Origin of the sequence: Bradyrhizobium sp. 482_C4_N1_8 (genome assembly GCF_052075965.1) — a bacterium.
Lineage (GTDB): Bacteria > Pseudomonadota > Alphaproteobacteria > Rhizobiales > Xanthobacteraceae > Bradyrhizobium > Bradyrhizobium barranii.
This window is the reverse complement of the sequence record NZ_CP197231.1, coordinates 2188599-2207504: the sequence shown is the minus strand read 5'-3', so window position 1 is coordinate 2207504 and position 18906 is coordinate 2188599. Positions and strand designations below refer to the sequence as shown.

Here is an 18906-nt window from a genome sequence, read left to right as displayed (position 1 = left end):
GAAACCGAGTGATTCTGCCGGCCACCTCGCCAGTTTCAGAGGAATAACGCCTCGCCGCAGTAGCTCGGACTAATTCGATCTAATCGTTCATGCGCCCGGAGCCATCGACCGAAAGACTTCGTCGCGAAGATAGAAGTGATGGAAGAGAGCCGCCGCTGCATGCACGCCGGAAACCCAGAGGATGACGTTGCCGAGAGTGGCGTGTATTTTCATGATCAGCTGCCCCAGTCCATGCGCCTTGGCGATCTGGGGGGCGATGTCGAATCCGGGAAGGGTGACGGGAATCCCCTCGAGCCAGGTACCGAGCACCGCCGTCGTTGGAATCGCGATGAGGAGCGCATAAAGCGCGAACTGGACGAGCTTCGCGGCTACAGTCATCCATCGCGACATAGGTTGCTTCGCCGGCGGGCGGTCGATCAGCCGCCATAGCAGCCGCAGCACGACGACAATGAAGACGAGCAGCCCGAGCGTCTCGTGAATCCTGCGGAGCCCGTCCGCCGCGGCGGAATAGAGTGAATAGCCGTCGCCCTTACTGAGCACATATGCGGCCAGAACCAGCATGACGGTCAGCCAATGGAAGGCCTGCGCGCCGGCGCCGTAGCGAGAGGAAGTGCTGCGCAAACCGATCATCTAACTCCGATCTTAAGCCCGCCGCAGCGGTTGATGAACGGTGGCGGCGCGTCGCCAGAGATTTGAGCGCTTAGTGGTCTTGCCCGGCTTTGCCTTGTCCACCAACAGTTCTCCCGTTTCCAGTTAGCTAATGAAACGCTGAACAACGCAGCCCCTTCGCTCCAGCTCCATTGCAGGCTCTTCGCACCTACGGGCTGCTCCGACCCTGGGCTCCGCAGCGGTACTCTCGCCCTAGCGGTTGGAGCCGCTTGTGGTTTCTCCCTTCGCGCCATCGCCGCAACGGAGCACAGGCTCTCACGTTCCATATGACAGCCTGGTCGAGCTTCGCGCCGCCCACATGCCGGACGTCGCTCGGAACGGCCCAGGCATCCCCCGAGCTGATCCCGAAGGAAGCGTTCCCCCAGTTCTGACATCGCCCAAATCGGTCTTCGACACTTCTGCAGTGGTTTACTTGCGCTCGCCTCTCTCGACTGTGCCCGTCGGAACCGTGTCCTGGCTTCTCCGCAACGCTCACCATCACGGCTCTTGACCGCAAACAGCTTGCGGTGGCTTGAGATGATTGCCGAACCGAAGAGCCCTCCTTCATCTCTCGTCCAGTTGCGCATCACCGGTACTCATGGCGATGCTCGTGACACACGACCCAAGAGCGATGTACGCATGACCCAGGAACGCCTAAAATCTCTCAAATACATGTTGGTCTTCCTCAAACTGGAAGCATGTTGATCACTGTACCAAGAACAAAGCACAGTGATCCGATAAGGTATAGCCAGTTCGCTAGATTGCTCATGCGACAGCCCGTGGATTGACCGGCCGAGGCTCGGCAGGATTGTTCATTTCGGCATGCATCCTCATTTTTTCCATGGCTACTTCCATCTCACGAGGGAGCCGCACGCTGCCAAGCTTTGGCGTCGCTACCAGTTGTAGTCACCACCAGACGTAAGAGAAGCCGGGATAGTCATAGGTCGGATAGCTGCAATACGAGCCATAGGTGGGATACGCGTACGACATCGCACCGAGAGCGCACGTCCATCGTCACGGCTGGTACCGCCGCCTTGATCGACGTGCCATTGATGGGCACAGCAGACCAGTAGGCCGTGGCGGCCACAGCGACAGCAATTGCGAGGCTGCCGACTTGAATCTTCAGGGTAGATCCAGTTCGTGTTAAACATGCCTATCCGCCACCGACTAATATGACCTTGCAACGCCGGCAAAGGTAATCACTTCGCGCCATAAAACCGATAGACGATCGTTATTGTCGCCGCGCCGCGTGATGCTGTAGCGAGGAATGCCAGCAGCTGCGTCTGCAGAGAGACTTCTAAACCAGTTGTCGTCCTTGGACCAATCGAAGTTGCGCGTGCCAACCCGAGCCGTCCGTCCTTGTCGTTTGGAGGTTTCGTGCAGGCGTTGGAAAATGCCGTGCTTTTATCTTTTCCAGTCCCTCAATTGCGACAGGATAAACACCTGGCTGCCCCTAGCCGTCGGTCGCGAGGTAGTTCGACGGGAAGCGCGCGCTTCGGCTCTTCGTTGGTCACCTTCTTGAACTCGTAAACGGTGTCTTGATCGGGCGTTTCGCCGACTGGGACGAGCTGAAGGAAGGGCGTAGTCACGATGCTGCGCTTCTGGCCGACTTCGTAGGGGGCTGAGCGCAAGCCTCGCCTCAGGTCGGGCTCCCAGAGATGGCCGTCCACTTCGCGTCCGCTAATTTAGGGAAGACCTGCAGCTGCGGCACTGTCCCGGTCGGCTTGCTTTTGTCGAACAAGCGCGAGCTGTTGGCTGCACACACCAAAGCCGCTCGTGTCAGCGCGTATTCCGAGCTTTTCACAGAATGCGAGATCTTCAACTTCGATCTCACGATCGAGTTGGATTTTCGCGTTGGCCCGTGTCGCGGGAGCGGAGACGAAAGCGGCGTACCCACCGAACGACATCAGCACCACAATGAAAAATGAAAGCAGGAGCCGCATACCTACACTACCGTTGCTAGCATTAGCATTGACATTGGTCATCGTAGAGTTCCTGTCAAATGGATCTCAGGATGAAATATTCGCAGTACGATTTCCTACGCTGTGAACCTAACCCCATGCGCCAGCGCTCGGGGCGCAGGAACAACTCCGACGGATAATCGGCGCGTTTCTTACGCGGGATTGATCATATCCCGCGCATAGGCCAGGCCGATACCGTATCCGCCGCCGTGAGCCTCCACGATCGCCCGCGCCCCGTCATAGGTCTCGGCGCGGGTCCAGTCGCGCTGGAGTTCCAGAAGGAGCTGGATCCACGACGTCGGCTTCGCCCCCGCTGCCTCCATTCGTCGCATCGCCAGATCGTGACTGACCGGAGTGAGCCCGCCGCAAGCGTCGCCGACGACGTGTACCTCGTACCCCGCCGCGCGCGCGGAGAGCACCGGAAAAGTCACGCAAGCTTCTGTTAGCAGCCCCGAAAAGATCAGTTTCCGCCGTCCAGTCGCCACGATCGCGTCGCGCGCAGCGTCGTCCTCCCACATGTTCATGTTGCGGCGGTCGATCGCCACGACTTCGGGAATCGCGGCTTGAATCGCGGGCATCAGGGGACCGCTGTAGACCTTGGTGGCGGACGTGGACGCCACGATCGGCATGCCGAAAACGGTGGCAGTGCGCGCCAGAGCGATCACGTTGTTCAGAAGCATTTGGCGATCGATCGATCCCACGCCGAAAGCAAGTCCGGCCTGCTGATCGACCAGCACCAAGGCGCAATCCTTCGGCTCGATCGGGATGTCGGGCGTTGCCCTCGCGGTTCCAGGTCCTTGTGTCATGATTTCGTTAACTCCGGATATCGGGGATTTATCACCGCCGCTTCGCTTCTGCTCCCGACAGCACAGCCTTGAAGGCGATCTCGATGAGCTGTTCAGGAAAGGCTAGTCTCGTCACACCGATCAAGTTGCTGGCGCACTGGGGTCGTGCCGTGCCGTATGCATCCTTGCGCACCTTGCCCGCGGCGCTGAATGCAGCGTCGACATCGAGTACATAGAGCGTCTCTTCGACGACGTTGTCCAGCGTTGCCCCGAAGCGCGCCAAAAGCTTGACGGCATTGGCGTAGGTTGCGCGCATCTGCTGTTCCATCATCGAGAACTCGGCCGGCTTGCCGGTTTCGTTGAGAGAAGCAGGCGCGATCAGGTGCCCCTTCTCGTCGTGGCTGAGCTGGCCGGAGACATGGATAGTGTCACCAACCTTGATCGCCTGCGCGTATCCATAAGCATCTTCCCACGGCACACCGAAATAGGCGGCCTCTTTTCCATTTGCTGCGACTGCGTTTACTTCGTTGCTTTGCAACTCGAGCCTCCTGGCTTTTCAATCCGGCATCGCGTCTCGGTGGCGGCACTGAAAGTTTCGGTATGACGATGCTTTGGAAGATGACCTTGTAAAGTCGGCGAGGGAAATCACCTCTAGCCATAGAGTCGATAGACGATCGTTATTGCGGCCGCGTCGCTAACTGGCCGAACTCATGGTTGTTACGACCAATGCTGCAAAGTTAAAATTCTTCTTGCCAACCCGGAGCCGCCCACACATGGCCCATCGCGAAGTGGCGAGACGTCGTTCTGGGTTTAGCCTAATGGGTTGGAGTGAATCAGATTTCCTCGCGCTGAGTTTTTCGCATTTTAGCCCGAAGACGCCGCTAACGAGCGGAGCGTGTCCGCGCCGCCGGGCGATTCAGACCTCAACTCGTTCCGCGATGAGAAGCGCGTCGCCCACGTCGCTACCCGAATATCGAGCGGCACTCTCAGCCTTTATACTGTCGAACAAGAGTTATTCGTAACGACACCTAACGGTTCCAGTCCGAGCGAAATCGCTTCGAAGTTTGTCAAATTTTGCTGGGCACCTTTTCCAGGCATAGTGATCTGGGGATGATATGAGTAAGTGGGACAAACGTGGAAAGACAGAGACGCTCGCACTACCAATGTTCTGTCGCTGAATCGGCAATCAATGCCGTCGTGTTTGCACAAACGACGTCGCGAACTTCGCTCGGTGAGTTCTGAGAACTTCGTAGATGTCGCGCGAGAACAGCAAGGATTGCGCGGGGTCGGGGCAACCAGAAACGGAAAATGATGAAGAAAAGCGATGGACGTCATTTTCGTTACAGGCGATCGACCAGCGGCCACGGCAAGCCCGGCAACGCCACTCCCGCCGCCGTCCGATTTGATGGCCTCGGGTCCGGTGCAGCCGACTCAAGGGGCAACGCGGATGAGTAAGCCTTCTGAGCGTAATAGGATTGCAGCCCCACGAAAACAACGTGAGACACTGACCGGCAATCTGATGGTTCAGCATGAAGCGTTAGCGGAAATATCTACTAGTAATAAAGCTGTATGTTCCGGTGGCCGCGATTAGTGCGGCGGCGCCCAAGAACACCGAGATCGGATACCAAAAGGTGGGATGGACGATGACGAACGGTATTAAACCAACGGCGAGGGCTGGCGGCATATGGACTTTGAACATCCGTAAAATAGCAATCGAGCAAAGCATGGTAACCGTCACGCCCAAAAATTCTGTGTGAAAGCCCGTGCTCAAGAGTAAGCCGACGGATGCGGTCAGGAAACATACGAGAGGAAACAATACCGGCCGTGACATCCAGCCAGGAAGGTCCGGGTGACCAAATAACTCATAGGCTACGACGATCAGCGGAGGGAATAACAGGAAGCGCAATCCCGTTGTTTGAGCCACGGCTCCCAGCGCGAAGACGAATGCCGTCAGTGCGAAGATCCAGAACCGATCTCTCGGCGGAGTTTCGGCGGTCTCAATAATCCGGCTCTCCTTGCCCCCCTCAGATAGGTAACTATCGGGATCAAGGCGCTTCCAGAACGTCAACGCAATGGCGAGTACGGCGAGTCCCGCGAGAATGGCGGCGGGGTAACCCCAACTCATCACGCCGAGGGCCATTGGAAGCACGCCGGCAGAGATCGCAGCTCCGATGTTCGATCGGAGCAGTTTAATAACAAATAGGCTCAGGAGGGCAACAACAGTTACTGCGAGGGCGCTGTATTCCCAGTGGCGAGTAATCATCACCCCCAGGATCGCGGTGATCGTAGGGGTAGCAATCAGTCTGATTGGTTGGCTTGCCCATTTTCCGCGGGGGCGCGTGAATACATCATACGCTAAAGCGGCTATCTCGGGAAACAGGATAAGAGATATACCCGTGGTATCGACCGCAAGCCCAATTCCTCCCACGAAGGTAACCGCAAGAAATTCGGCAAATAATCTCGTTGTGTATTTCACTATAACCCAATTTTCCCAATTCCCTTGCAGGCGAGACGAAAATAGGAACGCGAACTCGATGTCTAATGACCATCAGTTATTGAATCGATTGCCATCGACGCGGCGTAATTCTTTTCCTTCGGTCCTGTCGAACCCACCCATCGCAAATGACCAATTATGGCGTCTAGCCAGCGAGCTTACTTGCGACGTGCGACGGCATATTCGCCGAAGCTGCAATCGGAATCATACATACCGGCAATTGGAAAATTTCGTCCCGCATTGTGGTTCAACAACCCGAAGAGGAGATCCCTGATGTCCGAGTCCTTTCCACTCCCTACTGAACCCGAAGGCGTTGTCCCGTCGCGGATCGAGCGACTCAAGTCCGGCAAGGTCAGCGCGTTGATTGAAATGTTCGACCCGAAGTGCGTGTTCGTCGAGGATGACGGGCGAGCCGTCACTGGTCACGCAGACATCGCCGTCCGACTCGAGCGCTTTGTCAAGCCCGGCGTGCCACTCGTGACTAAGATGCGCCATGTGTTCGTCGCCGACGATATCGCCCAGCTCGTGTATGACTGGTGGATCGATGGCACGGGTCGCGACGGCAAGAAGGTGCACCTCAAAGGCACGGCGTGCGATATCGTGCGCCGCGGCGCGGATGGGCGCTGGCGGTTCATAAGCGATAACAATCAAGGGACGGCGGTACGAAAGCCCGGCTGACACCGCGACGGCAGCTCTTGGCGCCGGAGCCACTCTTCTCGGCGCCATCGGGCGAGGCGCGGATCGGCCGCTTCAATCTCGAGGCGGCCATCGCCGCCTTGAACCCGACCGAGCGACGCCCGGAAGCGCTTAAGGGATAGCGACGTTCGGCTCCATAAGCTGTTGTGCGAGCAAACCGGCGTGCGGCGTGAGCGCGGAGAAATCGCGCGCACAAAGATGAAGCTGCCTAAGCGCCCAGGGGTCTTGCAGCGGCACAATCGCCAAGCCGAGATGTCCCAAATCTTTGGCGGAAGCCTCCGATAAAATGGCGATTCGACAACCGGCACAGTAGGCCCGCGCCATGACGATAAGCTCCGCCTGCAATGTCCGCCTTGGGTCGAAATGCGAAGAGCTCAACCTGAACAAATCTTGTCCGTTATGCCCGACCAAGCAGACTTCAATGAGAGCTGCAGTTACTTCGCTGATGGGCCACAACTGGACTGACGCCGAGAGCAAACGGCGGCTCTATTCGATCCCCTGATTGGCAGATAAGTAGCGAGGGCAGCACGGTGAGGCCGAGTGCTTTGGCAGTCTTCACGTTGATCACTAGATCAAACTGAATTGGTTGCTCTACTGGCAGAACGGAAGGCATGGTGCCTTTGAGAATCTTATCGACGTATGGGCCACTTCCAGACTCATGCAACGCAAAAAAAGGACCTACTCGATCGGCAGGGCCTTCGTGGCTATCGAACGGTCCCAGTCAGTAATCGCAGCCTTCAAGCGGTTCAACGCATCCGGGGACGCGCCTTTCCACCCTAAGCTCCCCTGCCATCCTGTTTGCCGATCACGCAGCGCCAACCCGCCAGGCGTTCTGCCGGATGCAGCTTCATCCACTCGGCGAGCTGCGGCGCGCCCATGAGGCAGGACTGCATCGAGACGTCGGCGAAGTCCGAGGTGGTGACGGTTTGCTCGTGGCAATGTGCCGGAGAGGAGAGACTGCAGAGCACGGCGATGACCCTGATCACGACTGGAGAGCCCCATCGCTGCGATGGGCATTTGCCCGGATGATCTTGATGGCCTTGGCCACCGTGCGCAGATGCAGGCCTAGCGCGTGGATCACTTCCTTCTTCTTGCAGCTGAGATTGCACTCGAGGTAGCCTCGCACACGCTCGACGTTGAATGCCTCCAGCTCCTTGGAGCCGGGGCGCAGGTTCAGCGCTTCAATGGTACAGAATTCGAGGAACATGTTTGAAGCTACCCACCCGGTCATGCACGCCATTCGCGTTCAGCGCTAGCAGCCGATCGGGCGAATGCTTTGGCCGCATCAACATGCGAAGCTTTCTCAGCTCGCCGCTCGTAGTCGTCGGCAAGGGCCTTAAGCTGGCCCGCAATCGCTGAGTCGGTCATGGTTTGGGCTGCGCGGAGCAAAGTCCGTGCTGTCTCTAAATATGCCTTGCCTCGTTGTGAGATCTGAACCATCACAAAGCCCTCGCGCGGTTCTCTGGCAGCTGGTTGAAGGTGATCTGGAGCCAGCCCACCCAATGGCGGTCACTTTCCCTGCGAGCTCTGAAGCGATCGACGCACTTCTTGGAACAAAGAGGCGTTCGCCACGAGTAGCGCCGGACGAGACCAAACTTGCCTTCACAAACTGCGCATCGTGCGGCACTGCCAGATTTAATGCTTTCGGAGCAGTTGAGCATCGTAGTCTCCTCTTGGCTTTATCGCAGCTGTTCGTCGATCATCCTCTTTCACTGTCGCACTTGATGAGCCTGTGCGCCTTTTCAACGCATGCAGCCTAAGACGATCACGATAAGCAGCTCAATTGAACGTAGGTAATGGTCCGGCATCTAGAGGGGTGACGGAACGATACGAAGGTGTAGGGCGCTCTCCCGTCCATCGCATGCGGCAGCCCCGCCATGAGAAGCCGAAACTAAAAGCAGCTTCCCGATTGCTCCTCATGCGCACCCATCGCCTCAATCGGCGCGATACACCACCGGTGAGGTCACTTTACGCGCGATGCGCGGGGCCAGGACTACCGTTGGCTACCAACGTACGGACGAAGGCGCTGTTTCGATGGTTACTTTCGGTCGTCGTGCAATTGCGCGGCCCGGCCATCTTCTTCGAGCTTCTTGCGCAGAACGAGGAGCGCGAAGTGGATGTGCTCCGACATCAAGTTCTCCGCGCGCTGGGCCTCACGCTTAGCGATCGCATCTAGGATCCGATGGTGATCGTCGTGGGAGCGCGCGATGACCTGATAATCTTCCCAAATGAAAACCCGGTCTGACGCCATCGGAACGTTGTGACACTGCCGCACGAAACTGCTGACGAAGGGGTTCTCACAGGTCTGGATGATGGTCTCGTGAAAATCGACGTTCATACGGCGATAGGGGATCAGATCGTGTGGATCTAGAACACCCTTCGAAAGAATGCGATCACCTTCGGCAACGCATTCGCGCAGCCGTTCGAGCACCTCCACTGAGGCGCCCTGTCTCGCTACGATGCCACACGCCAGCGCCTCCAGCCGCGCGCGCACCTCGAAAGCCGCGCTGATTTCGGCCGTTGAGAACGCCCTTACCGCGTAACCGCGGTTCGGTTCGTAGATGAGCAGTCCTTCCTTCGCGAGTTGCGCAAGCGCCTCACGCAGCGGCGTGCGTGAGACGCCAAGGGCTTCCGATAGCGGAATCTGCTGCAGCCGCGAGCCTGACGGCACATCGCCCGACAGAATGCGCTCACGCAGCAATTCAGTGACATCCGATGCGCTGGTCACAGGGCCTCATCCACATGCGAAGATGAAGATTGGATAAAATATTGTCGCGATCAATGCAATATTGTTGACATTTGCTTCACAATTACCATTGGATTGTATCCAATCAAGAGACCGGGGAGCGAAACGCGTGAATGGTAAGGAGCGGCGCGCCGCCCTCGTGACAGGGGCGAGCGGCGGGATTGGTGCGGCTATTTGCCGAGCGCTGGCCGAAGATGGCCTGCGGGTGGTGGCTCTCGACCGCAGCCGGGACGCACTCGACGGCCTGCTGCCGCAACTCGCCGGCACCGGCCACATCGCCATTGTCGCCGACGTCTCGAACGAGACGCAGGTCAAGGCGGCGTTCGATCGCGCCCAGCATGCATTGGGCGATATCGCCGTCATGGTGACCGCGGCTGGCGTCCTGATGCTGCGGCCCGACGGCTCGCGCAATTTCGTCGCAGAGACGGACCTTACCGAATGGCAGACGACTCAGGACGTCAACGCGACCGGGACGTTTCTGTGCTGCCGGGAATTCGCAAACCGCCTGCCCGCCTCCGTCGGCGGCGGACGCATCGTGACACTGTCGTCCGTTGCGGCCCAGCTCGGCGGCTACAGGTCCAGCGCGTCCTACATCGCTAGCAAATCAGCTGTGCTTGGTCTCACCAAGGTTTTGGCGCGCGAGCTTGCGCCGCGGACCGTCACCGTGAACTCGGTGGCGCCGGGGCTGATCGACGCGCCGATGCTGCGTCTGTCGCTCGATCCCGCCGACGACGAGAAGGCTTCGGCCCAGATTCCGCTGGGACGGCTCGGCACGCCCGACGATGTCGCGGCAGCCGTGCGCTTCCTGGTCTCGCCGGGCGCGTCCTACATCACCGGCGTCACCATCGACGTCAACGGCGGCTACCGGATGCAATAACGGGTTCAACAAAAAAGGGGAGGAACAAGAATGTCGATCAGAGCACCCGGCCGGCTAGCCGCACTGGCCGCCGCATGTTTTGCCGCCATGAGCCTGCCGGTAGCCAGCTTCGCGCAGGAACCAGGCATCACCGACAAGACCATCAAGATCGGCATGTTCGCACCGCTGTCGGGAGCGAACATGGCCTATGGCTTCGACGTCGCGAACGCGGCGCGAATGTATTACGACAAGATCAACAAGGACGGCGGCATCAACGGCCGCAAGATCGAGGTGGTCCTCGAAGATGACCGCTGCAATGCCAACGATCTCGTCGCCGCGGTGAAGAAGCTCGTCGAGCAGGACCAGGTGTTCTTACTCAATGGCGGATCGTGCTCGGCCGCGGTCGTCGCCGCAAAGGACTATGTCGTCCGCTCCAAGATTCCGCTGATCATGCTGAATGCCTCGGGTGACGGGGCGCTCTATCCGCCGACCGACTACATCTTCGGCGCCTTCTCGATCTCGCAATATGCGGTCGGAGGAGCGATCATCGATTTCGCGGCAAAAACCCTTGGCGCCAAGAAGATCGCCTACATCAACCACGACGACGCCTATGGCGTATGGAACCTGGAAGGATCGAAGGCCGACGCGGAAGCGCACAAGGTCGATCTGCTGGTCGAATCGATCAGCCCAACCATCACCGACGTCACCGCGCCGTTCTTCAAGCTTCGCGCCGCCAATCCGGACGCGATCGCGATCGTCACCTATGCGCGCCCCGCCGCCCTGCTGATCAAGAAGGCTTACGAGCTCGGCTTCAACAAGCCGATCATCCTGTCCGTCACCGGTACGGCCAACCTGTCGCAGCTCGCAGAGAATGTCGGTAGCAAGGACGCGCTGAAGAACTTCTACGTGCAGGACGTCCTGGCCGACCTGCCTGGCGGACCGAAGATCAAATGGGTCTACGACATGTACAAGGCGGCCTACCCCGACCTTGCCGCCAAGCCGGACCACCCGCAGGCCTATATGCCCTACGGCATTCCCTCCGCGATGAGCATCGTCAACGCCCTCAAGGACGCCGGTCCGCAGCCGACGCGCGAAAGGGTGCTCGACGCCTTAAAGAAGCAGAACTTCGACAGCGGCGTGATGGCCGGGCCCGTCGTATTCGGCCCGCAGGAGCGCGCTGCGAACAAGTCGACCATCTTCATCAAGTTCGACGGCACGAACCAGATACTGCAGCCCGGCGTCTATACCAGCCGCTGGCAATTCAAGGGCTGAACCGCTCGAGGCCGCGCTCCATCCGCGCGGCCTCGCATCCTCTTCCCCAACCCGGTTCTCGAACGGCGCATTCATGGATTTGCAACTCGCCCTCCTTTTCCTGCAACAGGGCGTCGCCTCAGGCCTCGTCGTCGGCAGCGTCTACGCGCTGCTGGCGCTCGCGATCGTCATCATCTTCAGGACGTCCGAGGTGCCGAACTTCGCGCAAGGCGAGATGCTGATGGCGGCGGGCTATATCGCGCTCTATTTGCTCGTGTTTCGCGCGGTGCCGGCCTGGGCGGCGATCCCGATGACCATCGTCGTCGCGTTCGCCGGAGCGGCGTTGTTCCGCCGCGTCGTCCTCGCCCAGGTCGCCCATGCGAGCGGTAGTCCAGTCAACCTCGTGATTGCGACGCTCGGTCTCTCCTATGTGCTGAAGGGCCTCGTGCGCCAGACCGGCTTTGGCGACACGCCGCGCTCGTTTCCCGCACTGGTCTCGACCGATTCACTGATGATCGGACAGGCGAGCGTGACCCGGCTCGATCTCGTGATTCTGGGCACCGCAATCGCCGTCATGGCGGCCTTCTTCTGGATGTTCGGCTACACCAAGCTCGGCCGCGCCATGCGCTCGGTCGGCATGAATCCCAAAGCGGCTCAGCTTGTCGGGGTCAATCTCAACCGGATCCACACGATCATCTGGGGCCTGTCAGGCGCGATCTCGGCGATCGCAGCGCTGCTGATTTCACCCAAGCTGCTGATGACGGCGGACATGGGCACGGTCGTCACGCTCGGCTTCGCGGCCGCGATCGTCGGCGGTTTCGCCAGCCTGCCCGGCGCCGTGGTCGGCGGCTTCATCATCGGCATCGTCGAGCAGTTGGTCGGGCTGTTCGTATCGTCGCGCGCCATCACCCTCGCTCCGTTCCTTGCCATCATGCTGGTGCTGATCCTGCGGCCTCAAGGCCTTTTCGGCGGCCGCATCGTGATCAAGAAGGTCTGAGCCGCCATGCGCATCATCGGCCTTCTCGCGGCGTTAGCGGGCTTGATCGTGCTGCCGATGGTTTCCAGCGGTTATGTCATCTACCTCGCCAATCTGCTGCTCACCTTCACCGTGCTCTGTCTCGGAATGCACATCGTCATCGGCGAAGCCGGCCAGTTCTCGCTCGCGCAGGCGGCCTTCTACGGTATCGGCATCTACACCAGCGGTCTTGCCAACGCCGCCTTCGGCTGGCCGTTCCCCTTGTCGGTCCTCGCATCGGGTCTCGTCGCCGCGCTGGTCGGGCTGTGTATCGGGACGCTCGCGCTGAGAATGCGCGACATCTACCTGGCGCTCGCCACCTTTGCATTCGGCGAGGCCATGCAATGGGTATTCCTGAGCTGGACGCCGGTCACCGGCGGGCCGAACGGCCTGCGCATTCCACCGGCCAGCCTGTATGGTTTCGAGATCATCAGCGACAGACAGGCCTACCCCGTCGTGCTCGCCATCACCATGCTGGTGATCTGGGCGACGGTCGTGATTGCACGATCACGGCTCGGGCGTTCCTTCCGGGCCGTGCGCGAGTCCGAGGTCGCCGCACTTGCGATGGGCGTGCCGGTCCGGACCACCAAGCTCGCAGCCTTTGCACTCTCAGCCTTCTTCGCGGGCGTGGCCGGCGCCATGTTCGCGATCTATTCGACCTACATCCATCCTGATAGCCTCGGCTTCCAAACCACCATCCTGGTGCTCACCATGGTGGTCGTCGGCGGGCTCGGCTCCTTCTCCGGCGCGATCGGCGGCGCGATCGTCTTCGGCCTGATCTCCGAGCTGCTGCGCCAGGCCCCTTCCTACCAGGAGATCATCTACGGACTGATCCTCATCGTCTTCATGATGTTTGCACCGCGCGGCCTGTTCGCATTCGTCGGCGACAATTTGAAGAGGTTCGCCCGTGCCTGACGCCCTGCTCAAGGTCGAGAACGTCACCGTCCGGTTCGGCGGACTTGTCGCGGTCAGTGATTTCAGCCTCGACGTCGCGCAGGGGACCATCCATGCGTTGATCGGCCCTAACGGCGCCGGAAAGTCGACCACCTTCAACTGCATTTCCCGCTTCTATCAGCCGACCTCCGGCCGGGTCGTGTTCGACGGCATGGACATCACCCGGGCGCCGGCCTCCGAGATGGCCGGCCGCGGCATCGCTCGCTCGTTTCAGAATCTCGAGCTCTTCAACGAACTGACCGTGCTCGAGAACGTCATGATCGGCGCGCACGTCCATTGTGGCGGTTCGTTGAGGGACTGGCTCCAGGCAAAGCCGCCGGTGGTGATGCGCCACATCGAGAGCGTCATCGAACGCACCGGCCTTGGCCCCTATCGCGAGCACAAGGCCAGGAATCTCGACTTCGGCCACCAGAAACTGCTTGAGCTGGCACGCGCGCTTGCGATCCGGCCACGTCTCCTGTTGCTCGACGAGCCTGCCGCAGGCCTACGCAACCGAGAAATCACGTCCCTCGATCGCCTGCTCACCGACCTCGTCAGGACGGACGGGCTCACGGTGCTGATCGTCGAGCACGTCATGCAGCTCGTGATGTCGATCTCGGATCGCGTCACGGTGCTCAACTTCGGCACCAAGATCGCCGAGGGAACGCCGCAGCAGGTGCGCAACGATCCGGCCGTGATCGAGGCCTATCTCGGCAAGGAGGCTGCCCATGCCTGACCTGCTCGAAATCAAAGGCATTTCGGCCGCCTACGGACGCATTCAGGCCCTGAGCAATGTCAGCCTCAAGATGAGCGCCGGCTCGATCGTGGCCCTGCTCGGTGGCAACGGGGCCGGTAAGACCACGACGCTCAATACTATCTCGCGGCTGGTGCCGTTGACCGGCGGCTCCATCCACTTCCAGGGTCGGCCGCTCAACCGCCTGCAATCCCATCACGTGGTCAAGGCCGGGATCTCCCAGGTGCCGGAAGGCCGCGAGGTTTTCCGCGACATGAGCGTGCGCGAGAACCTCGACATGGGCGCCTATGGCCGCAGCGACCCCGCGGGCGTCCGCAGCGATCTCGATCGCGTCTTCGCCTACTTCCCGGTGCTTCGCGAGCGGCTGAAGCAGAAGGCGGGCACGCTGTCCGGCGGCGAGCAGCAGATGCTGCTGATCGCCCGCGCGTTGATGGCACGGCCGCGGCTGCTCCTGCTCGATGAGCCTTCGCTCGGCCTCTCGCCCGTGCTGGTGCAGAAAATCTTCGACATAATCGCCCGCTTGCACGCCGATGGCCTCAGCATCCTCCTGGTCGAACAGAACGCGGCCGTCGCGCTGGCCACTTCGCAATATGCCTACGTCCTCGAAAACGGCGAGATCGTGCTCGAAGGCGCATCCGATGCGTTGCGCCAGAACGAAGCGATCAAGCGCACTTATCTCGGGAGCTGATCATGGCCTCTCGACCCGGACGCTTCGTCGGCAAGGCTTATCTCATAACCGGAGCCGCACGCGGGATCGGTGAGGCCGTCGCTCATCAGCTCGCCGGCGAGGGTGCGGACATCGCGGCAGCTGATCTCGACCCGGCAGGCCTGTCGGCGTTGCAGGCTTCACTGCAGGCCGCAGGCGCACGGGTGGTCGTTCAGGCCTTCGACACGCGCGACGCAGGCGCGACCAGCGCTTTCGTCGCGGATGCCATACGACAACTCGGCCGGCTAGACGGCGCCATCCCTTGCGCAGGTATCGCCCGTGCTGCAGCCGCGGAAACGATGGACGACAAGACGTTCTCTGACGTGCTCGACATCAATTTGAAAGGCGTCTTCTACACCTGCCGCGCCGTCGGCGAGGTGCTGCTCGCGCAAGGTCACGGCGCGATCGTTACCATCGCCTCCATCACCGCCAAGGGCGGTCAGCCGGGCCGGGCCAACTACGCGGCGTCGAAATGGGGACTGGTCGGCCTCACCAAAACGCTGGCGGTGGAATGGGGCCATCGCGGCGTGCGCGTGAATGCGGTGGCGCCAAACGGCGTCGACACGCCGATGATCCGCGACGGCATTCCCGCCGCCTTTCTCAACGACGTCATGCTGGATCGCACGCCGCTCGGCCGGCTGGCGCAACCCGCCGAGATCGCGTCGGCCATCGCGTTCCTGCTCAGCGACGAAGCCTCCTACGTCAATGGCGCCGTGCTCGAAGTCGACGGCGGACTCACCGCCGGCTTCCTGACCCACCGCCACGGGGCCGACTTCGCGCGTGCCGACGCCAATTCAAAAAACATGGAGAAGAAACCATGACAGATCCTTCAACCCAGCCACCACTTGCACTCGTGACCGGCGGCGGGCGCGGCATCGGCAACGCGATCGCAGCCCGACTGGCCCGGGACGGATTCGAGGTCCTCGTCGTCGACCTCGATCGCGCGGCGGCCGAAGCCTGCGCCGCCGAAATTTCCACGGCCAATGTGACGTCACGCGCAGCCGCCGTCGATCTGCGTCAGCACGATGCGGTCACATCGCTGATTGCAGGGGAACGTCCACTGTCGGCCCTCGTCAACAACGCCGGCATCTTCGACGAGCGCGCGTTCTTCGATCTCAGGGCGGAGGACTTCCGCCGCATGTACGAGATCAACCTCATCGCTCTCTTCAGCCTATCCCAGGCGGCCGCCGCGCGCATGCAGCCCGGCGCCAAGATCGTCAACATCGCCTCCCGCGCCTTTCTCGGCGCACGCAACCATGCCCACTACGTGGCCTCGAAGGCCGCCGTCGTCGGCTTGACGCGCGCAACCGCGATGGAACTGGCGCCGCGCGGCATCCTGGTCAACGCCATAGCGCCCGGACTGATCGACACGCCGATTCTGGCGGCGCTCACACCCGAACGCCTGGCGGCGCAGCTTGCCCTTCAGCCGACCGGAAAGGCTGGACGGCCGCAGGATATCGCCAACGCCGTCTCCTTCCTTGCCTCGCCGCGCATGGATTTCATCACCGGTCAGATCCTGCTGGTCGACGGCGGCAAATCGCTTGGCGGTGGCCTGGGAATCTAGACATGTCAGCAGCTCAGTTTTCGCCCGGTTTCGATGAAGAGCACGACGTCGTAGTCGTCGGCTCCGGCGCCGGCGGAATGGCCGCGGCCCTCACCGCGGCACATCACGGCCTCGACGTTCTCGTCGTTGAGAAGACCGACAGCATCGGCGGCAGCACGGCGGTGTCCGGCGGAGCGGTCTGGATTCCGATGAACCCGCACAGTCGCGAGGTCGGGGTCGACGACAGCCGGGAGGCGGTGCTCACCTATCTCCAGGCCATCCTTGGCAATCGCATGCGTCGCGACATGATCGACGCCTTCCTCGACGCCGGCCCGCGCATGGTCAGCTTCATGGAGAGCAACACCGCCCTGCGCTTCATCCCGCGCGCCGTGTCACCCGACTACCAGTCGAACTTGGAGGGAGCATCGATCGGCGGCCGCACCATCGACCCAGCTCCGTTCGATGGCCGCGAGCTCGGCGAGCATTTCAATATGCTGCGGAATCCGATCGCCGAATTCCTGGTGTTCGGCGGCATGATGGTCGGGCGCAAGGACATCGACAGCCTGCTCGGCATCCGTTCCTCCTGGGCCAATTTTCGCGACTCCACAAAGCTGCTGCTGCGCTACGGCCTCGACCGCCTGCGCTACCCACGCGGCACAAGGCTGCTGATGGGCAACGCGCTCGCGGCGCGGCTGCTGAAATCCGCACTCGATCGAAATATCCCACTGCGGACAGGAACGGCCGCAACCAGGCTGTTGCTGGACGGGCCGCGTGTCATTGGGCTCGAAGTCGAGCGCGATGGACACGTCTTGTGCATCGGTGCGCGACGGGGCGTGGTGCTCGCGACCGGCGGCTTTCCCGCGAACGCCGCGATGCGGGCCGGCATGCTGCCAAATGCCGATCAGCATTATTCGATGGCCCCGATCGGCAACAGCGGCGACGGCCTCAAACTCGGACGCGAGGCCGGCGCATCGATCGAGACGGACAATGTCGGCAACGCGTTCTGGACGCCGGTCTCGGTCATGCGCAACCCTGACGGCCGCGAGATCCGCTTCCCCCATCTCATCCTCGACCGCCAGAAGCCGGGTGTGATCGCCGTCAACCAGGCCGGCCGGCGCTTTGTCAACGAAGCAACCTCGTATCACGAGTTCGTCGAGGCCATGCATCGCGCTCACGAGAGCGAGCCGACGATCCCGGCCTATCTCGTCTGCGACGCCAGCTTCCTACGCACTTACGGTCTCGGCCTAGTGCGGCCGGCCGCACGTTCGCTTTCGCGCTTCCTCGACAGCGGCTATCTCGTTGCCGCCAACACGGTGGACGAGCTGGCACGCAAGCTCGGCCTCGATGCAGCCAATCTTGCCGGGAGTATCGACCAGATGAACAATGCCGCCGCCAGCGGCAACGATCCCGCATTCGGCAAAGGCAGCACCGCCTATAACCGCTATCTCGGCGATCCCGCGCACAAGCCAAACCCGTGCCTCGGGCCGATCGAGACACCGCCGTTCTACGCGGTGCGCGTGTTCCCCGGCGACATCGGGACGGCCGCCGGTCTGAAGACAGATGCTAAGGCCCGTGTGCTGGACAACGATCGCCGTCCCATTCCGGGGCTGTTCGCTTCCGGCAACGACATGAACTCGATCATGGCCGGCGCGTATCCGGGTGCCGGGATCACACTCGGCCCAGCTTTGACCTTCGGTTACATCGCCGGGCTTGAACTCGCCAACGTAAAACAAGATGAGGCGTAACCATGAAGATCTATTATTCGCCCTTTTCGCCATACGTCCGCAAGGTGCTAGTCACGGCGCACGAGCTTGGCCTTGCCGACCGCATCGAGCAGCTTTCCAGCGCAGCGCATCCAATCAACCGCGATCAGACCATCATCGCGCATAACCCACTGGGCCAAGTGCCGACCATGCTGCTGGATGACGGGACCTCCCTCGCTGACAGCCGCGTTATCTGCGAATATCTCAATGACCTCGCCGGCGGAAAAATGTTTCCGAAGTCGCAGGCGCAACGTTGGCGAGCGCTGGGCGATCAGAGCACTGCCGACGGCATTCTGGCCGCCGCGCTGCTCTCGCGCTACGAGCTAGCGGTCCGTCCTCCCGAGAAGCTCTGGCAGCCCTGGCTCGATGGCCAGTTGGACAAGGTCGAAACCTCGATTTCCGCGATTGAGAGGGCTGCCCCCACGGGCGAGCGCGTCGACATCGGCACAATCAGCTTCGCCTGCGCCTTCGGCTATCTTGATCTGCGCTTCCCCGACTTCGGCTGGCGCTCGCGCCATCCGAAATGCGCCGCATGGTTCGCCAGCTTCGATGTGCGGCCGTCGATGCAGGCGACGCGGCACCCGGTTGTTTGAGCTTGCGGCTAGTCTCACTCGGAGCCTAGACCAACAGAGAATCCGCTCTAGCAACGTAATTGCATGGGGGATTGTGGTGCGCTCGGAGGGCGTTCGCATTTGACGTGATTTCAAAGGGTTACGGGTGAGGGCAACGAGTTTTGGTGCATTTCGCGCGCAAAA

General features: G+C 61.0%; 19 protein-coding genes. 11 read left to right on the top strand and 8 right to left on the bottom strand.

Going from position 1 to position 18906, the window contains the following annotated elements:
* Positions 1 to 87: 87 nt before the first annotated feature.
* The 5 genes from AB7Z56_RS10355 to AB7Z56_RS10335 all read right to left on the bottom strand — a co-directional run bounded on the left by AB7Z56_RS10355 (position 88) and on the right by AB7Z56_RS10335 (position 5870).
* A complete protein-coding gene (locus AB7Z56_RS10355; protein WP_441256210.1) occupies positions 88 to 630 on the bottom strand; it encodes a cytochrome b in 543 nt (180 codons plus the stop codon).
* Between the two features lie 1703 nt (positions 631 to 2333).
* A complete protein-coding gene (locus AB7Z56_RS10350) occupies positions 2334 to 2633 on the bottom strand; it encodes a hypothetical protein (RefSeq protein WP_354265564.1) in 300 nt (99 codons plus the stop codon).
* A gap of 128 nt (positions 2634 to 2761) precedes the next feature.
* The gene (locus AB7Z56_RS10345; protein WP_212102406.1) at positions 2762 to 3415 is read right to left on the bottom strand and encodes a hydrolase; all 654 of its coding nucleotides are present in this window, start codon (positions 3413 to 3415) and stop codon (positions 2762 to 2764) included.
* Positions 3416 to 3446: 31 nt separating this feature from the next.
* The gene (locus AB7Z56_RS10340; protein WP_354244131.1) at positions 3447 to 3932 is read right to left on the bottom strand and encodes a Rid family hydrolase; all 486 of its coding nucleotides are present in this window, start codon (positions 3930 to 3932) and stop codon (positions 3447 to 3449) included.
* Positions 3933 to 4931: 999 nt separating this feature from the next.
* Positions 4932 to 5870 carry a hypothetical protein gene (locus AB7Z56_RS10335; protein ID WP_354244133.1) on the bottom strand — a complete coding sequence of 313 codons (939 nt, stop codon included), beginning with the start codon at positions 5868 to 5870 and terminating at the stop codon, positions 4932 to 4934.
* A gap of 291 nt (positions 5871 to 6161) precedes the next feature.
* Here AB7Z56_RS10335 and AB7Z56_RS10330 point away from each other — a divergent pair, with 291 nt between their 5' ends.
* On the top strand, positions 6162 to 6566 hold the full coding sequence (locus tag AB7Z56_RS10330; RefSeq protein WP_354244136.1) for a YybH family protein: 405 nt from the start codon (positions 6162 to 6164) through the stop codon (positions 6564 to 6566).
* A 794-nt stretch (positions 6567 to 7360) separates the two neighbouring features.
* Here the strand turns inward: AB7Z56_RS10330 and AB7Z56_RS10325 are convergent.
* The 3 genes from AB7Z56_RS10325 to AB7Z56_RS10315 all read right to left on the bottom strand — a co-directional run bounded on the left by AB7Z56_RS10325 (position 7361) and on the right by AB7Z56_RS10315 (position 9312).
* Positions 7361 to 7570 (bottom strand): hypothetical protein, encoded by a 210-nt coding sequence (locus AB7Z56_RS10325; RefSeq protein WP_354244139.1) that lies wholly within the window; start codon positions 7568 to 7570, stop codon positions 7361 to 7363.
* Positions 7567 to 7791 carry a hypothetical protein gene (locus tag AB7Z56_RS10320; protein ID WP_354244142.1) on the bottom strand — a complete coding sequence of 75 codons (225 nt, stop codon included), beginning with the start codon at positions 7789 to 7791 and terminating at the stop codon, positions 7567 to 7569. The genes AB7Z56_RS10325 and AB7Z56_RS10320 overlap by 4 nt, the downstream gene beginning before the upstream one ends.
* Before the next feature lie 831 nt (positions 7792 to 8622).
* A complete protein-coding gene (locus AB7Z56_RS10315) occupies positions 8623 to 9312 on the bottom strand; it encodes a GntR family transcriptional regulator (protein WP_354244144.1) in 690 nt (229 codons plus the stop codon).
* Between the two features lie 127 nt (positions 9313 to 9439).
* Between AB7Z56_RS10315 and AB7Z56_RS10310 the strand changes: the two genes are divergently transcribed.
* The 10 genes from AB7Z56_RS10310 to AB7Z56_RS10265 all read left to right on the top strand — a co-directional run bounded on the left by AB7Z56_RS10310 (position 9440) and on the right by AB7Z56_RS10265 (position 18744).
* Positions 9440 to 10207 carry an SDR family NAD(P)-dependent oxidoreductase gene (locus tag AB7Z56_RS10310; RefSeq protein ID WP_354244147.1) on the top strand — a complete coding sequence of 256 codons (768 nt, stop codon included), beginning with the start codon at positions 9440 to 9442 and terminating at the stop codon, positions 10205 to 10207.
* A gap of 30 nt (positions 10208 to 10237) precedes the next feature.
* A complete protein-coding gene (locus AB7Z56_RS10305) occupies positions 10238 to 11458 on the top strand; it encodes an ABC transporter substrate-binding protein (RefSeq protein ID WP_441256209.1) in 1221 nt (406 codons plus the stop codon).
* 73 nt (positions 11459 to 11531) lie between these two features.
* The gene (locus AB7Z56_RS10300) at positions 11532 to 12434 is read left to right on the top strand and encodes a branched-chain amino acid ABC transporter permease (protein ID WP_354244150.1); all 903 of its coding nucleotides are present in this window, start codon (positions 11532 to 11534) and stop codon (positions 12432 to 12434) included.
* Between the two features lie 6 nt (positions 12435 to 12440).
* Complete coding sequence (locus AB7Z56_RS10295; RefSeq protein WP_354244153.1) at positions 12441 to 13367, top strand: branched-chain amino acid ABC transporter permease; 927 nt, start codon at positions 12441 to 12443, stop codon at positions 13365 to 13367.
* Positions 13360 to 14121 (top strand): ABC transporter ATP-binding protein, encoded by a 762-nt coding sequence (locus AB7Z56_RS10290; RefSeq protein WP_354244155.1) that lies wholly within the window; start codon positions 13360 to 13362, stop codon positions 14119 to 14121. Before AB7Z56_RS10295 ends, AB7Z56_RS10290 begins: the two co-directional genes overlap by 8 nt.
* Positions 14114 to 14827 carry an ABC transporter ATP-binding protein gene (locus AB7Z56_RS10285; RefSeq protein WP_354244158.1) on the top strand — a complete coding sequence of 238 codons (714 nt, stop codon included), beginning with the start codon at positions 14114 to 14116 and terminating at the stop codon, positions 14825 to 14827. Before AB7Z56_RS10290 ends, AB7Z56_RS10285 begins: the two co-directional genes overlap by 8 nt.
* Before the next feature lie 2 nt (positions 14828 to 14829).
* Positions 14830 to 15666 (top strand): SDR family NAD(P)-dependent oxidoreductase, encoded by an 837-nt coding sequence (locus AB7Z56_RS10280; RefSeq protein WP_441256208.1) that lies wholly within the window; start codon positions 14830 to 14832, stop codon positions 15664 to 15666.
* Positions 15663 to 16409, top strand: a complete 747-nt coding sequence (locus tag AB7Z56_RS10275) for an SDR family NAD(P)-dependent oxidoreductase (protein ID WP_441256207.1) — start codon at positions 15663 to 15665, stop codon at positions 16407 to 16409. The genes AB7Z56_RS10280 and AB7Z56_RS10275 overlap by 4 nt, the downstream gene beginning before the upstream one ends.
* 2 nt (positions 16410 to 16411) lie before the next feature.
* Positions 16412 to 18133: an FAD-dependent oxidoreductase gene (locus AB7Z56_RS10270; RefSeq protein WP_354244166.1), complete on the top strand. Its 1722-nt coding sequence runs from the start codon at positions 16412 to 16414 to the stop codon at positions 18131 to 18133.
* 2 nt (positions 18134 to 18135) lie between these two features.
* Entirely contained in the window at positions 18136 to 18744 is a 609-nt protein-coding gene (locus tag AB7Z56_RS10265; RefSeq protein ID WP_441256206.1) for a glutathione S-transferase, read from the top strand.
* Positions 18745 to 18906: the final 162 nt, after the last annotated feature.